15 protein-coding genes are annotated in these 15087 nt (G+C 64.5%); 5 read left to right on the top strand and 10 right to left on the bottom strand.

The features are described from left to right. Positions 1-6 precede the first annotated feature (6 nt). The 10 genes from kdpA to IAE38_RS11280 form a co-directional block, all read right to left on the bottom strand. On the bottom strand, positions 7-1701 hold the full coding sequence (kdpA, locus tag IAE38_RS11325; protein WP_201217617.1) for a potassium-transporting ATPase subunit KdpA: 1695 nt from the start codon (positions 1699-1701) through the stop codon (positions 7-9). 9 nt (positions 1702-1710) lie between these two features. After that, positions 1711-1800: a K(+)-transporting ATPase subunit F gene (kdpF, locus tag IAE38_RS11320; protein WP_033727914.1), complete on the bottom strand. Its 90-nt coding sequence runs from the start codon at positions 1798-1800 to the stop codon at positions 1711-1713. Positions 1801-1937: 137 nt separating this feature from the next. Next, positions 1938-2987 carry an AI-2E family transporter gene (locus IAE38_RS11315; protein WP_201217616.1) on the bottom strand — a complete coding sequence of 350 codons (1050 nt, stop codon included), beginning with the start codon at positions 2985-2987 and terminating at the stop codon, positions 1938-1940. Between the two features lie 12 nt (positions 2988-2999). After that, on the bottom strand, positions 3000-3794 hold the full coding sequence (locus tag IAE38_RS11310) for a DUF4892 domain-containing protein (RefSeq protein ID WP_201217614.1): 795 nt from the start codon (positions 3792-3794) through the stop codon (positions 3000-3002). A gap of 109 nt (positions 3795-3903) precedes the next feature. Beyond that, positions 3904-4758 carry an alpha/beta hydrolase gene (locus IAE38_RS11305; RefSeq protein WP_201217612.1) on the bottom strand — a complete coding sequence of 285 codons (855 nt, stop codon included), beginning with the start codon at positions 4756-4758 and terminating at the stop codon, positions 3904-3906. Further along, positions 4755-5543 carry an alpha/beta fold hydrolase gene (locus tag IAE38_RS11300; RefSeq protein WP_201217610.1) on the bottom strand — a complete coding sequence of 263 codons (789 nt, stop codon included), beginning with the start codon at positions 5541-5543 and terminating at the stop codon, positions 4755-4757. Before IAE38_RS11300 ends, IAE38_RS11305 begins: the two co-directional genes overlap by 4 nt. Before the next feature lie 92 nt (positions 5544-5635). Further along, complete coding sequence (locus IAE38_RS11295; RefSeq protein ID WP_201210226.1) at positions 5636-6019, bottom strand: hypothetical protein; 384 nt, start codon at positions 6017-6019, stop codon at positions 5636-5638. A gap of 112 nt (positions 6020-6131) precedes the next feature. Continuing rightward, the gene (sixA, locus tag IAE38_RS11290; protein ID WP_201217608.1) at positions 6132-6590 is read right to left on the bottom strand and encodes a phosphohistidine phosphatase SixA; all 459 of its coding nucleotides are present in this window, start codon (positions 6588-6590) and stop codon (positions 6132-6134) included. Continuing rightward, positions 6587-6934 carry a DUF4389 domain-containing protein gene (locus IAE38_RS11285; protein ID WP_028632238.1) on the bottom strand — a complete coding sequence of 116 codons (348 nt, stop codon included), beginning with the start codon at positions 6932-6934 and terminating at the stop codon, positions 6587-6589. The genes sixA and IAE38_RS11285 overlap by 4 nt, the downstream gene beginning before the upstream one ends. A 36-nt stretch (positions 6935-6970) precedes the next feature. Continuing rightward, entirely contained in the window at positions 6971-7996 is a 1026-nt protein-coding gene (locus tag IAE38_RS11280) for an NAD(P)H-dependent glycerol-3-phosphate dehydrogenase (protein WP_028632237.1), read from the bottom strand. Positions 7997-8177: 181 nt separating this feature from the next. Between IAE38_RS11280 and IAE38_RS11275 the strand changes: the two genes are divergently transcribed. The 5 genes from IAE38_RS11275 (at position 8178) to fabB (ending at position 15065) form a co-directional block, all read left to right on the top strand. Next, positions 8178-10292, top strand: coding sequence for a TonB-dependent receptor plug domain-containing protein (locus tag IAE38_RS11275; RefSeq protein ID WP_060481491.1), 2115 nt, complete (start codon positions 8178-8180; stop codon positions 10290-10292). Continuing rightward, on the top strand, positions 10292-11182 hold the full coding sequence (locus IAE38_RS11270) for an ABC transporter substrate-binding protein (protein ID WP_201217606.1): 891 nt from the start codon (positions 10292-10294) through the stop codon (positions 11180-11182). The genes IAE38_RS11275 and IAE38_RS11270 overlap by 1 nt, the downstream gene beginning before the upstream one ends. Next, the gene (locus IAE38_RS11265) at positions 11179-13110 is read left to right on the top strand and encodes an ATP-binding protein (protein ID WP_201217603.1); all 1932 of its coding nucleotides are present in this window, start codon (positions 11179-11181) and stop codon (positions 13108-13110) included. The genes IAE38_RS11270 and IAE38_RS11265 overlap by 4 nt, the downstream gene beginning before the upstream one ends. A gap of 207 nt (positions 13111-13317) precedes the next feature. Then, the gene (gene fabA / locus IAE38_RS11260) at positions 13318-13833 is read left to right on the top strand and encodes a 3-hydroxyacyl-[acyl-carrier-protein] dehydratase FabA (RefSeq protein WP_008089108.1); all 516 of its coding nucleotides are present in this window, start codon (positions 13318-13320) and stop codon (positions 13831-13833) included. Positions 13834-13844: 11 nt separating this feature from the next. Continuing rightward, positions 13845-15065: a beta-ketoacyl-ACP synthase I gene (gene fabB / locus IAE38_RS11255; protein WP_060481494.1), complete on the top strand. Its 1221-nt coding sequence runs from the start codon at positions 13845-13847 to the stop codon at positions 15063-15065. The last annotated feature ends 22 nt before the right edge of the window (positions 15066-15087 follow it).

Raw genomic sequence — 15087 nt, 5'->3', positions numbered from 1 at the left:
GAGTCCTCAGTAGACCTGGCTCAGGTGTTCGGCGACCGGCCCAAGGGCCAGTGTGGGCAGGAAGGTCAGCCCCCCTACCAGCAGGATGGTCAGCAGCAGCAGGCCGGTGAACAGCGGCCCATGGGTCGGGAAACTGTTAAGCCCCTGCGCAGCGCTGCGCTTCGCCGCCAGGCTACCGGCCAGCGCCAGCACCGGGAGGATGTAGCCGAAGCGCCCGATCAGCATCGCCAGCGCGATCATCAGGTTGTGGAACACGGTGTTGGCGCCAAACCCGGCGAAAGCCGAACCGTTGTTGGCAGCACCCGAGGTATAGGCATACAGCAGTTGGCTGAAGCCGTGGGGCCCTGGGTTGCTGATGGCCGCCGCAGGGCCTGGCAGGCTGGCAGCGATGGCCCCGAGCACCAGCACGCCGACCGGCATCACCAACAGGGTCGCCACCAGCAGTTGCACCTCACGGGCCTGCAGTTTCTTGCCCAGGTATTCGGGTGTGCGGCCAATCATCAGCCCGGCCAGGAACACCGCGATCAACACGAACAGCAGCATGCCGTAAAGGCCCGCCCCCACCCCGCCGAAGATCACCTCACCGACCATCATGTTGATCATGGCGACCATGCCGGTCAGTGGGTTGAGGCTGTCGTGCATGGCATTGACCGAACCATTGGAAGCGGCCGTGGTGGTAGCCGTCCACAGCACCGAGCCCGTTACGCCGAAGCGGCTTTCCTTGCCCTCCAGCGGTGCGGTCTGCTGCACCTGGCTGCTTTGCAGGGCCGGGTTGGGCTGGTGTTCGGACCACAGCGCGGTGGCACCACCGATCAGGAACAGGGCCAGCATGCAGGCCAGAATCGCGCGGCTCTGGCGCAGGTCTTTCACGTAGTGGCCGAAGGTGAACACCAAGGCCACCGGGATGAGGATGATCGCGCCTACCTCCAGCAGGTTGCTCAACGCCGTGGGGTTCTCGAACGGGTGCGCCGAGTTGACGCCAAAGAAGCCACCGCCGTTGGTGCCCAACTGTTTGATGGCGATCTGGCTGGCAGCAGGGCCCAGCGGGATGACCTGTTCGGCACCTTGCAGGGTCAAGGCATGGGCATAGTCGGTGAAGGTTTGCGGTACGCCCTGCCACACCAGCAGCAGCGCCAGCACCAGGCACAGGGGTAACAGGCCGTAAAGGGTGGCACGGGTGAGGTCGACCCAGAAATTACCCAACGTGGCCGACGTGCGCCGTGCAATGCCGCGGCACAGGGCAACCAGCACTGCCAGGCCTGTGGCGGCGCTGACGAAGTTCTGCACGGTCAGCCCGAGCATCTGGCTCAGGTAGCTGACGGAAGCCTCGCCGCTGTAGGCCTGCCAGTTGGTGTTGGTCACGAAGCTCACGGCCGTGTTGAGTGCCAGTGACCATTCCTGCCCTGGCAGGTGCTGGGGGTTCAGGGGCAAATGGCCTTGCAGCAACAAAACCCCGAACAGCAGCACGAACCCGGCCAGGTTGAAAGCCACAAGGGCCAGCGCATATTGCCACCAGCCCTGCTCATGCCCTGGTGACACCCCTGCCAAGCGGTAACACGCCCGTTCGACCGGGCCCAGCACGGGGGTGAGCCAGGTGCGCTGGCCTTCCATGACGTTGTAGTAGAAGCGCCCGAGCCAGGGTGCAGGTAACAGGACGATGGCAAAAAAAGCCAGCAGCAACGCGACGTCGTAACTGTGCATGGCCGCCACCTAGCTGCGGTCGGCGCACAACAGCGCCACCAGCAGGTAAACCGCCAATGCCACTGCCAGCAGCAGTGACAACCCGTCGAGTACGTTCATGAATGGTTCTCCCCTTGGTGCGGCAGTGGCCGCTTTGGGGGAATTGTCCGGTTCAGGCGCGTAAAGGGGCGAGATCGCTCAGGGGGGCTTGGTATAAAGAATGCGTAAAGATCTGACCTGGGCCTGCCTACGGGGCGTCAGGCAGACGGCGGCTGTTCGGCATTGCGGCTCCAGTCCAGCAGCAGGCTGTAGCCCACCGCCAGCAATGTCGGCCCGATGAATAGCCCAATGAAGCCAAAGGCCAACAGCCCGCCGAAGACGCCCAGCAGCACGATGACCAAGGGCAGGTCGCCACCGCGGCTGATCAGGTAGGGCTTGAGCACGTTGTCCACGCCGCTGATGACGAAGGTGCCCCAGATGCTCATGAACACGGCCATGCCGTAATCCCCCTTCCACACCAGCCAGCCGGTGACCGGAATCCAGGCCAGCGGCGGGCCCATGGGGATCAGGCTGAGCATGAAGGTAACCAGGCCCAGCACGATGGCGCCGGGCACACCCGCAATCAGGAAGCCGATCATGGCCAGCAGGCCCTGCGCCGCGGCAGTGCCGATCACCCCGTTGACCACCCGTTGCACGGTGCCAGCGACCAGGTTGAGGTAGTACTCGGCACGTTCGCCCATCAGCCGGTGCAGCAGGCGCAGCACGAACGCCGACAGGCGTGGGCCGTCACGGTAGAAGAAAAACACGAATACCAGGCTGAGGGTGAGCTCCAGCACCCCGCTGCCGATCTGCGCGCTGCGGGCCAGCAACCAGTTGCCCACCTGCCCCAGGTAAGGCTTGACCGACGCCAGCAGTGCAGCGCCCTGCTGGTCCAGGGACTGCCACCCACTCACCAGCCCTTCACCGACGAAAGGCAGGCTGCCTACCCAGGCGGGGGCGTCTGGCAGGCCGTCGACCTGCACATCCCGCACGAATGCCGTGGCGTCACGAATGTGGTCGGCCAGGTTGAAGCCCAGCCATACCAGCGGCAGGGCCACGATAAGAATCCAGGCGGTGGTCAGCAGGCTGGCTGCCAGGGTTTCTCGACCGCCCAATGCGCGGGTGAGCAGGCGCATCACCGGCCAACTGGCAAAGGCCAGGATCGCGCCCCATAACAGGGCCGAGATGAAAGGCGCCATGACCCACAGGCCAGCGCCCAGCAGTGCCAGCAGCAGGATCTGGACCAGCAGGCGGTCGTTGTTAAGCATGGTGTTGCTCGTTCAGCGGATCAGTTCGAGGTGCAGGCCATCGGTTGGCGCATCACCCGTTTCAAGGCGCGCACTGCGTACCCCGGCCTTTATCAGTGCCTGGCGCCAGTCTTCGGCCTTGGCACCGCTGAGGCTTGCCCGCAGCGTGCTGTCGAGGTTCAGGCTACGCGCCAACAGGGTGGCCCAGTCAGCGTTGGGCGCTGCCAGGTCCGGGTAGTCGAGCTTGCCGGTGTCGCGCATTTCGCGCAGTACGGTGGCGGCGGTGGGCAACAGATCGCCAAGCGGGCTGGCTGCGACGAATTCTTCGACATGCAGGTAGGCACGGCGGTTGCCGCGGGTGACGCTGTACAGCGCGACCAGGGTGTCGGCTTGCTCTGCGGAGCGGCGCAGCAGGATAAATGCCTGCTGCTCGTCACCCCCATTGAGGCGGGCATTGGCGAACACGTCGTTGGCCCAGATGCTGGCCTCGCCACAATCGCGGCCCTGGCACCAGAACAGCGGGTAGCCGCCCGCCTGCTGCAGGGCCTCGCGGGCACTGGTGAACGCTTCGCGGGCGGTGCGTTCGACCGGCAGTTCGTAGGTAACCGAACTGACCTGGCCACGGCTTTCGACCTTGTTTTCAACCCGCGGGCGGCCACTGATCTTGCGCAGCGGGCCCATGGGGTAAATGCGCTCCTGCTCCACCGATGGCCGCTGGTCGACCACCTTGGCATCTACCGGCACCGGCAGGCTGCTGGCCCACAGCAGCGGGCTGGCCAGCGCAAGGCCGGCCGCCAAGGCGCAACGCAGGGCAATGGGCGCGCTCATTGGCGAACCACGCGGCGCGCGGCGCCGAGGTGAAGCATGTGGATGTCTGGCAGTTGCATGGTTGTCTCCCTGATCAACCCGCCAAGCCTCGACACTTGTCCGGTGCAAGTCAAGCAAAGCCAAAGAAGCGATTGAAACAGTCTGCGACAAGCTGCGCCCCCTGCTCATCGTTCAGGTGCAGGTGATGGCCACCGGGCAGTGTCACCTGCTCGAAGGGTAGCTGCTCCAGCAGCCCCGTGTTGCGTGCCAGCATGCCACTCTGCGCAACCACCAGCCGCGCCGGGCAACTGACCCGCATCACGTAGGCCATCGCCTGGGCTTCGCTGAGGCGCACCGGCGATGGCAGGGTCAAGCGGCTGTCGCTGCGCCAGCTGTAACCCCCCGGCACCGGCATCAGGCCCCGCTGGGCCAGCAGCTCGGCGGCCTCGCGGCTGACGGCCACCATGCCTTTCATCCTGGCGTGCACGCCTTGCTCCTGGGTGGCATACACCGACTTGCGCTTGCCATCGAGCCGCAGTTGCGCCTGCAACGCCATGCCCAGTCGCTCGGCGGCATCCTGTTCACCGCCGGTGGGCGGGATCACGCCGTCGATCAGGGCAAGGTGGCTGACCCGGTCGGGCAAGGCAGCGGCCAGTTGCACGCAGATGATGGCCCCCAGCGAATGCCCAAGCAGCGCGAACCGCTGCCAACCCAGCTGCTCAGCCGCCCGCAGCACGTCATGGGCATAGTCTGCCAGCGCATAACCGGCACCCGGGGGGCGATGCTGCGAGTACCCATGGCCTGCCAGGTCCAGCGCCACGATGCGCAGGCCCTTCAGCCGTGGGGCCAGGTGCGCGAAGCTGTTGGCGTTGTCCAGCCACCCATGCAGAGCAATGACCGGCAGGCCGTCCTCGGGGCCGAACAGATGGGCGGCCAGCTCGATATGGCCGAGGCTCAGGCGAACCTCTTCCACCGCCGCGCTCATGCCTGCCCCCAGCGGTCGAACAGCCCCTTCAACAGGCTGGCGGTGTCGGCGGGCCGCTCGAGCGGGAACATGTGCCCACCTGGCACGCTGTGAAACTCCCCCCGCGGCATGCCACGCACGGTGAAGGTATGGTGGCGGCGGATGACGTCGCTGCGCTCGCCGCACACCATCGCCAGCGGCACCTGCAGATGGCGAGCAGGCGCCGGGCTGGTATGGGGGATACTGCGGTAGATGCTGATTTCGGTGGCGGGGTCGAAGCGCAACTGCAGTTTCTGCTGCTGCTCAAGAAGCCCGTGCTCGATGTACGCGTCCAGGCACTCCGGGTCAAACTGGCGGAACAGCGATTTGCCGGCGAAATACTGCCGTGCGCTGTCCCGATCCTCGAACTCCGAACGGCGGCCCAGCGTACGCCCTGCGGGGGTGATGCGGTCGATGAACCCCAACCGCTTGGCGATGCGCAGCAGCCACTGATCGGCACGGGTAAGCACGGGTGAGTCAAGCATGACCACACCGCGGTACAGGTCGGGCCGGCGCAGGGCCGCGTGCAGGTGCAAAACGCCCCCCAGCGAGTGGCCCACCCCCCACACCGGTTGCGGTTGCAACGCCAGGTGATGCAACAGCTCGTCCACCAGGTTCTGCCAGTTGTCATCCACCGGAAAGCGCGGGTCGTGGCCATGCTGGGGCAAGTGCTGCACGTGGTAGTCCGGCGCCAGGGCAGCGAACAGCTTGCCGTAGGTGGCCGATGGAAAACCGTTGGCGTGGGCGAAGAAGATCGGCTGCGACATGGCGCGTATCCGGGCGATGGGTGATGGCCCATTGTCGGCACCCGCGCACGTTCAGGCAACGTTCGGATAGGTCATCGGCAAGGGCAATCAGGTCACGCCGAGCGGTCGAAGCTCGCCAGCGAGCGGCGCAGGCAAGCCTGAATGCAGGCCTGCTGGCTTTCCAGCGCCTCGCGGGCCAGGCGCTGTTCGGCGGCGTCGAGCCCCAGCCGACGCAGTGCCAGGCAGCTGATCTGCAGCAAATGGGCAACATGCAGGCAGGCCTCCTGCAGGGCCCGCAGGTCAGCTTCGATGAGCTCACGGGTGGCAGGTTCCAGGCTGGCGGCGCTGACCTTGCGCATCAGCTGGTAGAACCTGGCATCGGCCACCTCCCGCAGCAGGCTATGCTGGGCAAAATCAAGCGCAACGCCCTGCTCTACCTTGGCCACGGTGGACTGCAGGTCCAGCGAATTCAACAACTCCCAGATATCGCCTGTCATGCAAGCCGCCTTGAGCGCGAAATGTGCGGCCAAGCTAGCAACAGGCCAGCACCCGGGGCAACTGACAGAAATGCCAGTTGCCGACTCAAGAACGTTCACCCATGGCGCCCGCTCACGCAGGCGAATGGATGCCCTTGAGCGTCATCAGCCCGGCCAGTGGCCAGTCGCCTTCCAGTTCAGCCAGGCTGGCTGTGCTCATGGCCGCAGGCCGCTGGTGAGCCCCCTGCTCGAGCATCGTCACCAGGTGGCCGACCAGGGGCTGGTGGCTGACCAGCAACACATGCTGCAAGCCCAACTGCTCGATTTCGCCGATCATCTGCTGCACGTCGCTTTCAGGGGTCAGCCAAGGCACGGTGCGGACCGGTTCGGTGAAGCCGAGGGTGCCGTGCACCAGCGCAGCGGTTTGCTGGGCCCGTACATACGGGCTGGCGATTATTGCCTGCAAGGGTTTGCCCAACAGGCGTGCGGCGCTGTGCAGCACCTGTTCGCGGCCATGGGCCGTCAGGCGCCGTTCGGCATCCGTGTTGGCCCGTGGTTCGGCTTCGCCGTGGCGCAATACCCACAGGTTCACAGCTTCGGTTCCTCATCGCGAACCGGGTGCGGGGCCGGCGGCACGCTGTGCGCGGCCTCGCCTTCGGGGGCACGCGGGGCTGGCCAGTCAGCGAACGGCCAGGGCTTCTGGTCGGTGTGGAAAGTGCCGAAACGGCCGATCTGGGCCAGGAACTGGCTGAGGCTGTCGCCGAAATTCATCAGGCTGGCGCTGGGGGCACCATAGATCAGGCGATAGACCAGCTGCACCAGCACCAGGCCACCGAGCAGCAGCTCGGCCAGTTGCCACACCACTGCAAACACCAGCATCCACACCACCCGCAGGATGATGGACTCGCGCTGGGCGCGTTCGGGGGTATCGTTCATGTTTCGCTCCTTGCTGCGACGAAGGCCACCTGCGGCTCAGTTGAAGCCGCTGATGGAAATGAAATCGACATCGGTCTTGGGCTCGGCGCGCATCAGGTGCTCGATGACCTGATCCAGCGTACGGCCTTCGAACAGAATGGCGTGCAGGCCCGCCACCAGCGGCATGTAGATTTGCGCCTGCTGGGCCTTGGCCTTGAGCACCTTGAGGGTGTTCACGCCCTCGGCCACTTCGCCCAGGCGGTTGACCGCCTCTTCAAGGCTAAGGCCCTGGCCCAGGGCATGGCCAACCTGGTAATTACGGCTTTTGGGCGAGGAACAGGTGACGATCAGGTCACCGACACCCGCGAGCCCCAGGAAAGTCATGGGGTTCGCGCCCTGGCTTACCGCAAAACGGGTCATCTCGGCCAGGGCGCGGGTAATCAGCATGCTCTTGGTGTTCTCGCCCATGCCCAGGGCCACTGCCATGCCGGCGATGATGGCGTAGACGTTCTTCAGCGCCCCGCCCAGTTCGACGCCAAACCGGTCGCCACTGGCGTAGACCCGGAAGGTACGCCCATGCAGCACCTCCTGTACCTGCTGGCACAGCAGCTCGTCTTCACTGGCCACCACCGTTGCGGTCAACGCATGCTCGGCGATTTCCCGGGCCAAATTGGGGCCGGACAGCACGCCAATACGTGCCTGAGGGGCGATTTCTTCGACGATCTGGCTCATCAGCTTGAACGTCTGCGCCTCGATGCCTTTGGTCAGGCTGACCAGGCCCTTGCCGCTGAGCAGCTCGGCATGGGGGGCCAGCACGCTGCGCAAGGCGCTGGACGGCAGTGCGACGAAGATCAGGTCGCAGGCCTGCAACGTAGCCAGCAGGTCATTGACCGGTTCAACGCCGTCCTGCAGGCGAATGCCCTTGAGGTAGCGCGGGTTCTCGCGGTTGGCGCGCATGGCCTCGGCCTGGGCCGGGTCGCGCATCCACTGGCGCACGGGCACGCCGTTTTCCGCCAGCAGGTTCGCCACGGCGGTGCCGAAGCTGCCGCCCCCCAGAACTGCAACAGGTTGCTGTTCAGTCATATCCAATCCGTTAAAGCCAAAAAGTAAGTGGCGACGGGCGCATTATACGGCTCGCCAGGCCCGCGCCAAGGCGGGTGGCGATAATCCCACAACCGGCGTGCAACCCGGCGCAGATCACTGGCAAAACGCCAAAGGTCAGTTACCATGCCTGTTTAATTCAACTCTGATACAAGGCCGCTCCGTGTTCCCTGGCTCGCCCCCGTACCCGCACCTGCTCGTACTGACCGCCCTCTTCGGTGCGCCAGCCGTGGCCGACGACCTGTTCATCGACAATACCGACCTGCCACAGGTTCTGACCGCGACGCGGCTGAAACAATCCCCCGCGGCGGTACCAGGCAGCATGACCGTGCTGGACAGCGAACTGATCCGCGCCAGTGGTGCACGGGATATCCCCGAACTGCTGCGCCTGGTCCCGGGCATGATGGTGGGTTACGGCGCGGGCAACCAGCCCACGGTCAACTACCACGGCAGCAACGCCAACGAGGCGCGCCGCATGCAGGTGCTGATCGACGGGCGTTCGGTGTACCGGGCCGGGCTGGCCACGGTGGACTGGAGCGATATACCGCTGGCCATGGAAGACATCGAGCGCATCGAGGTGTTCCGCGGGCCCAACACTGTCAGCTATGGCGCCAATGCACTGATGGCCGTGGTCAATATTCTCACCCGCAACCCGGCAGACAGCCATGGCACGCGCCTGAAAATGACCCGTGGCCAGAACGGTATCAATGACTTCTATGCCAGCCACGGCTTCGGCTGGGACGGCGGCGACATGCGCCTGTCGCTGTCGGGGCAGCAGGATGACGGCTTCGACCACAACCAGTTCGGCCAGGATTACCGGGACAGCCGCCGCGCCACACGCTTCAACCTCAGCGCCAGCCACACCCTGGCACCCGACCAGACCCTGGAATGGCAACTGGCAGCCAAGGAGGGCAGCAACCAGCGGCCCTATACGTACCAGCCCGTGTTCCCCTACGTCACCCAGCGCGGCGACAATGCCGACGTCGACGCCAAGGATTACGCAGGGTCAGTCCGCTGGAACATCGACTTCAACCCGGACCACAGCCTGTACGTGCAAGGCTCGGCGCAGCACTTCGACCGCCAGCAGGTCTGGCGGGCGTGCGATGCGGCGTTGTCGTTCAGCCCCGAGCTCACGCGCCTGTGGCAGCTCAACCCCAACTACGCCGAGCAGGTGGCCCGTGGCGCCAACAACCCGCCCCCCAGCAGCAACCCGCAGGAGCAGGCGTTGGTCGAGGCCATCAAGGCGCAGTGGCAAACCGGCGGTGGCAAGAATGTGGTCTGCGGCGACGTCGACCAGAGCACCCGCGAAACCCGCTATGACCTGGAAATCCAGGACACCCTGAGCCTGACCGACAACCTGCGCCTGCTCAGTGGCATGAACTACCGGTATGATCGTGCCGACTCCCAGACCTACTTCAACGGCAGCGTCGATGACCAGACCTGGCGCCTGTTCGGGCAACTGGAATGGCGCGCCGACGAGCACTGGATCGTGCAGGGTGGCGCCATGCTGGAGGACTCGCGCCTGTCTGGCAGCTCGCTTACGCCGCGGGTGGCGGTCAATTACCTGATCACCCCGCGCCACGGTCTGCGGGCGGTGTACTCGGAGGCGGTGCGCTCGCCGGACATGTTCGAGAACAACGTCAACTGGAGCTACACAGTCACCAACCTCAGCCCGTATGCCTTTGGCCAGCAGCGCGGCCAGTACTTCGTCAAGACGCGCGGGCCTGGCGACCTGGAGCAGGAGCGCATGCGCTCACGCGAAGTGGGCTACAACGGCTACTTCAGCGATATCGACCTGAGCATGGATGTGAAGCTGTTCTACGACGAGATCACCGGGATGATCAGCGAGCCGCTGAAGAATAACCAGTACATCGCCAGCAATGCCAACCGTGCCCGCTTCAGCGGTAGCGAGGCGCAGCTTGACTGGCGCCCTACCCTGCGCGACCGGCTGCGGCTGACCTATGCCCATGTGGACGCCTGGGCCAGCAACCCGGATGACCGCCGCCTGAGTGCGCACAACAGCGGGTCGGCTGGCTGGATGAGGAACTGGGGCGATGGCTGGTCCAGTGCGGTGTTCTACTATGGCGACGATGCGCTCAACCAATACCGCTACGAACGCCTGGACCTGCGCCTGGCCAAGCGCTGGCGGGTCTACGGCAACAGCCTCGAGCTGGCCGCACTGTGGCAACAGCGCCTGGACGACGAGCCGACCACCGCCGTGCAGAACCGCTACGACAGCCGCCATCGGCTGAGCGTGAGCGCGGAGCTGGAGTTCTGATGGCCCTGCTGCTGCGCCTGATGCTGCTGTGTCTATGGCCAATGGGGCCATTGTCCGCCGGCGAAATCCTGCTGGTCGGGGCCCAGGACCAGCCGGGTATTCGCAGTTTCATTGCGGCCTTGGAAAGCCGCCGCCCCCATGACCACGTGCACTTTCAGTCGGCCACCGACCTGCCGCGCCCAGGCAGCCTGAAACCCGATCAGCGCCTGGTACTGCTGGATAACGATGCACTGGAATGGCGCTTGTCGGAGACCGCCGGCCCGCCGGCACTGGCGATGCGCGTAGGGCGTGTACAGGTTGAACAGCGCCTGGGAAAGTCCCGCCCCGGGTTTCTCACCTTGCTGTGGAGCGACCCGCCGCTGGGCCGGCAACTGCGCCTGGCCCATTACCTGTTACCGCAGGCCCAGCGCGTTGGGGTGCTCTACGGTGAACACAGCCGCTTTTTGCTTGACGAACTGCGTCAGGCTGCCGGCCCTTTGGGGCTGGAGATCGTCGCCCAGGCGTGGCCAGACCCGCTCGACAGCCGCCCCCTTCAACACGTGCTGGGCAACAGTGATGTGCTGCTGGGGCTCGACGACCCTGACCTGTATAACTCCAAGACCGCGAAAAACCTGCTGTTGAGCAGCTATGGCCGGCAAATGGCACTGATTGGCCCGAACGCCGCATTCGTGCGCGCCGGCGCCCTGGCCAGCACCTACAGCGACCAGGACGACTGGATCGCGGTACTGGACCACCTGCTCGACCAAGCGCCTGCACGGTGGCCGCGCAGCCTGTACCCCCACCAGTTCGGGGTCAGCGGCAACCAGCAGGTGGCACGCGCCCTCGGCCTTGAACCCATCGACGTCAACGTTGCCGCCAAGGCGCTGGCCGAAGGAGCCCCCACGCCATGAGCAAACGCCTGAGCTGGGACATCCACACCCGCACCCAGATCATCAGCCTCGGCCCTGCCCTGCTGCTGACCCTGCTGCTGATCAGTTTCTTCACGTTCGTGCGCATCCAGGACTTGCGCCAGGAGCTCAACCACACCGGCCAACTGATCGCCAACCAGTTGGCACCGGCGTCGGAGTACGGGGTGATTTCGGGTAACAATGAAGTGCTCGAAAGCCTCATGCGCGCCACCCTGACCATCCCGCACGTGCGCTTTCTGGAAGTGCAGGACAGCCGTAACCATATCCTGGTCTACGTTGAGCAGTCGGACGAAAGCATCAACCGCGCGCAGCGGGTGGAAGTGTTCCAGGCGCCCATCCGCCTGCAGCAAATCCGCCTGGAGAACGACTTCCTGCAGCAAGGCCCGAGCGCTGCACCGGCCATTGGGGATGATTACCTTGGCCGGGTGATCGTTGGCATGTCGGACGATGCCTTCAGCCAGCGGCAGCAGGAAATTGTCATAAAGGCCGCCGTACTGGCCCTGTTCGCCCTGCTGTTCACCTTCCTGCTGGCCCGGCGCCTGGCGCTGAACCTGGCCAAGCCGATCAGTGACATGGGCCATGCGGTGAAAGCCATTCAGCAGGGGCAGTACGACACGCCTGTGCCGGTGGTGGATGACAGCGAACTCGGCCACCTGGCCCGCCACATCAATAACCTGGCCCACGCCCTGGAACAGGCCAGCGCCGAGCAGAAACAGGCCATCGCCGAGCTGATCCAGGCACGGGAAGAAGCCGAGCAGGCCAACCGCGCCAAGTCGGACTTCCTGGCCATGATGAGCCACGAATTGCGCACGCCCATGAACGGCGTACTGGGTATGCTGCAACTGCTCGAAACCACCCCGCTGAGCAACGAGCAGGCCGACTACACGGCGGTGGCCAGCGAATCCACCGGGCACCTGCTCAAGGTCATCAACGATATTCTCGATTTCTCGCGGATCGAGCGCGATGCGCTGCAACTGGAGCACATCGATTTCAACCTCGGCGAACTCATCAGCAGTTGCGTGCAGTCATTCCAGCACACTGCCCAGCAACGGGGCCTGGGCCTGCAACTGGAACTGGCAGCCGATACGGCGCAGTTGCAGGTGAACGGTGACCCTACGCGCATCCGCCAGATCCTGCTGAACCTGATTGGCAACGCGCTGAAGTTTACCGAACATGGCCATGTGCAGGTGCAGGCGCGCTGGCAAGCCCTGGATGACCAGCTGATCTGGCTTACCTGTGACGTACGCGACACCGGTATCGGCATCGACAGCGAACGCCTCGAACTGATGTTCGTGGCGTTCCAGCAGGCCGACAGCTCGATCTCGCGCCGTTACGGTGGCACCGGGCTGGGCTTGTCCATCGCCCGAACGCTGGCCGAACGCATGGGTGGCAACCTGCGTGGCCAGAGCGGCGAGGGCCGCGGGTCCACCTTTACCCTGGAGATGCCCCTCACCCTCACGACGCGGCCTGCGGCAACGGCGGCAGCACCCGAACGAGGCCAACAGCAGTGGGGTGAAGGGCGCCAGGTGCTGCTGGTCGAGGACAACCTGGTCAACCAGAGTGTGACCGAGGCCATGCTGCGCAGCCTGGGCCTGGACGTAAGCACGGCCGACGACGGTCAACAAGCCGTCGCCCAGGTAGAACAACAACGGTTCGATGCAATCCTGATGGATTGCGGCCTGCCGTTCATGGACGGTTTCGAGGCTACCCGCCGTATCCGCCTGCTGCCCAATGGCAAAGCCCTACCGATCATCGCCCTCACGGCCAATGTGCTACAGGGCGACCGCGAGCGATGCCTGGCTGCGGGCATGGACGATTACCTGAGCAAACCCTTGCGCCGCAGTGAACTGCAGCAGGTGTTGCAGCGTTGGCTGCCGGGGGAGGCAACCGCGACTGGCGATAAATGCTAAAGTGCGGCAGTCTTAAAGACTGGACAGGACGTTCTTCGGACCTGAAAATAGACGTTTCAGTGCACACCTGTACTTCTTTCGACAGGCGCACTGTGACTTTCACCACAACGCAATAGTCTACCTGTAGGCTGCCGCCCCGGACGCGATGCGTAACGGGCCGGCCGGGAAGATTCATCCCCTGCCGCAGGGGGTTATTGAGGAGCTCGCATGACCAAACAACACGCCTTTACTCGGGAAGACCTGCTGCGCTGCAGTCGCGGTGAGCTGTTCGGCCCAGGTAATGCGCAACTGCCCGCGCCGAACATGCTGATGGTCGATCGCATCACCCACATCAGTGAAGAAGGCGGCAAGTACGGCAAAGGTGAATTGGTCGCCGAGCTGGATATCACCCCGGACCTGTGGTTCTTCGCCTGCCACTTCGAAGGTGACCCCGTCATGCCAGGCTGCCTGGGCCTTGACGCCATGTGGCAGTTGGTCGGTTTCTTCCTCGGCTGGCAGGGCCTGCCAGGCCGCGGTCGTGCGCTGGGCTCGGGCGAGGTGAAATTCTTCGGCCAGGTGCTGCCCACCGCCAAGAAAGTCACGTACAACATTCACATCAAGCGCGTCCTGAAAGGCAAGCTGAACATGGCCATCGCCGATGGTTCTGTCAGCGTAGACGGCCGCGAGATCTACACAGCCGAAGGCCTGCGGGTCGGCGTGTTCACCTCCACTGACAATTTCTAAGGGTTATTCGCATGCGCCGCGTCGTTATCACTGGTCTGGGCATCGTATCGTGCCTGGGCAATGACAAAGCTACCGTCACCGAAAACCTGCGCAACAGCCGTTCGGGTATCCGTTCCAACCCGGAATACAAGGAAATGGGGCTGCGTAGCCAGGTTTCCGGGTCCATCGACCTCAACCTCGAAGAACTGATCGACCGCAAGGTCTTCCGCTTCGTCGGCCATGCCGCTGCCTATGCCTACCTGGCCATGCAGGACGCGATCAAGGATGCCGGCCTGACCGAAGAGCAGGTTTCCAACCCGCGTACCGGCCTGGTGGCAGGCTCCGGCGGTGCATCGACCCTGAACCAGATGGAAGCGCTGGACACCCTGCGCGAGAAAGGCGTCAAGCGTGTGGGCCCGTACCGGGTTACCCGCACCATGGGCAGCACCGTGTCGGCGTGCCTGGCCACCCCGTTCAAGATCAAGGGCCTGAACTACTCGATCTCGTCGGCGTGCGCCACGTCCGCGCACTGCATCGGCACCGCGCTGGAGCAGATCCAGTGGGGCAAGCAGGACATCGTGTTCGCCGGTGGCGGTGAAGAAGAGCACTGGAGCCAGTCGTTCCTGTTCGATGCCATGGGCGCCCTGTCGACCAAGCGCAACGACACCCCCGAACAGGCCTCCCGTGCCTACGACGCCGACCGTGACGGCTTCGTCATCGCCGGTGGCGGCGGCATGGTCGTGGTCGAGGAGCTGGAGCACGCCCTCGCCCGTGGCGCCAAGATCTACGCCGAGATCGTCGGTTACGGCGCCACTTCCGATGGCTACGACATGGTCGCGCCAAGCGGTGAAGGCGCCATTCGCTGCATGCAGCAGGCACTGGCGACTGTCGACACCCCAATCGACTACCTGAACACCCACGGCACCTCCACCCCCGTAGGTGACGTTGCCGAGATCAAGGGTGTGCGGGAAGTGTTTGGCGGCAATGCGCCGAAAATCAGCTCGACCAAGAGCCTGTCGGGCCACTCGCTGGGCGCTGCCGGTGTACACGAGGCGATTTATTGCCTGCTGATGATGGAAAACAACTTCATCGCCGGCTCCGCCAACATCGACGAGCTGGACCCTGAGGTTGCCGACCTGCCAATCCTGCGCAAAACCGAAGAAAACGCCAAGATCGACACGGTCATGAGCAACAGCTTCGGCTTCGGCGGCACCAACGCCACCCTGGTGCTCAAGCGCTGGGAAGGCAAGTAAGGCGCTGCTGCGGTAGATGCAA

Source organism: Pseudomonas sp. S32 (assembly GCF_016648095.1).
GTDB classification, from domain to species: Bacteria; Pseudomonadota; Gammaproteobacteria; order Pseudomonadales; family Pseudomonadaceae; genus Aquipseudomonas; species Aquipseudomonas parafulva.
This window is presented reverse-complemented; position numbering and strand designations above follow the sequence as displayed.

Coding starts and splice junctions, on each gene's coding strand:
- kdpF (WP_033727914.1), bottom strand. CDS start 1,800: ATGAACGTACTCGACGGGTTGTCACTGCTGCTGGCAGTGGCATTGGCG.
- fabA (WP_008089108.1), top strand. CDS start 13,318: ATGACCAAACAACACGCCTTTACTCGGGAAGACCTGCTGCGCTGCAGT.
- IAE38_RS11270 (WP_201217606.1), top strand. CDS start 10,292: ATGGCCCTGCTGCTGCGCCTGATGCTGCTGTGTCTATGGCCAATGGGG.
- IAE38_RS11305 (WP_201217612.1), bottom strand. CDS start 4,758: ATGAGCGCGGCGGTGGAAGAGGTTCGCCTGAGCCTCGGCCATATCGAG.
- IAE38_RS11295 (WP_201210226.1), bottom strand. CDS start 6,019: ATGACAGGCGATATCTGGGAGTTGTTGAATTCGCTGGACCTGCAGTCC.
- IAE38_RS11300 (WP_201217610.1), bottom strand. CDS start 5,543: ATGTCGCAGCCGATCTTCTTCGCCCACGCCAACGGTTTTCCATCGGCC.
- kdpA (WP_201217617.1), bottom strand. CDS start 1,701: ATGCACAGTTACGACGTCGCGTTGCTGCTGGCTTTTTTTGCCATCGTC.
- IAE38_RS11315 (WP_201217616.1), bottom strand. CDS start 2,987: ATGCTTAACAACGACCGCCTGCTGGTCCAGATCCTGCTGCTGGCACTG.
- IAE38_RS11280 (WP_028632237.1), bottom strand. CDS start 7,996: ATGACTGAACAGCAACCTGTTGCAGTTCTGGGGGGCGGCAGCTTCGGC.
- IAE38_RS11285 (WP_028632238.1), bottom strand. CDS start 6,934: ATGAACGATACCCCCGAACGCGCCCAGCGCGAGTCCATCATCCTGCGG.
- IAE38_RS11265 (WP_201217603.1), top strand. CDS start 11,179: ATGAGCAAACGCCTGAGCTGGGACATCCACACCCGCACCCAGATCATC.
- IAE38_RS11310 (WP_201217614.1), bottom strand. CDS start 3,794: ATGAGCGCGCCCATTGCCCTGCGTTGCGCCTTGGCGGCCGGCCTTGCG.
- fabB (WP_060481494.1), top strand. CDS start 13,845: ATGCGCCGCGTCGTTATCACTGGTCTGGGCATCGTATCGTGCCTGGGC.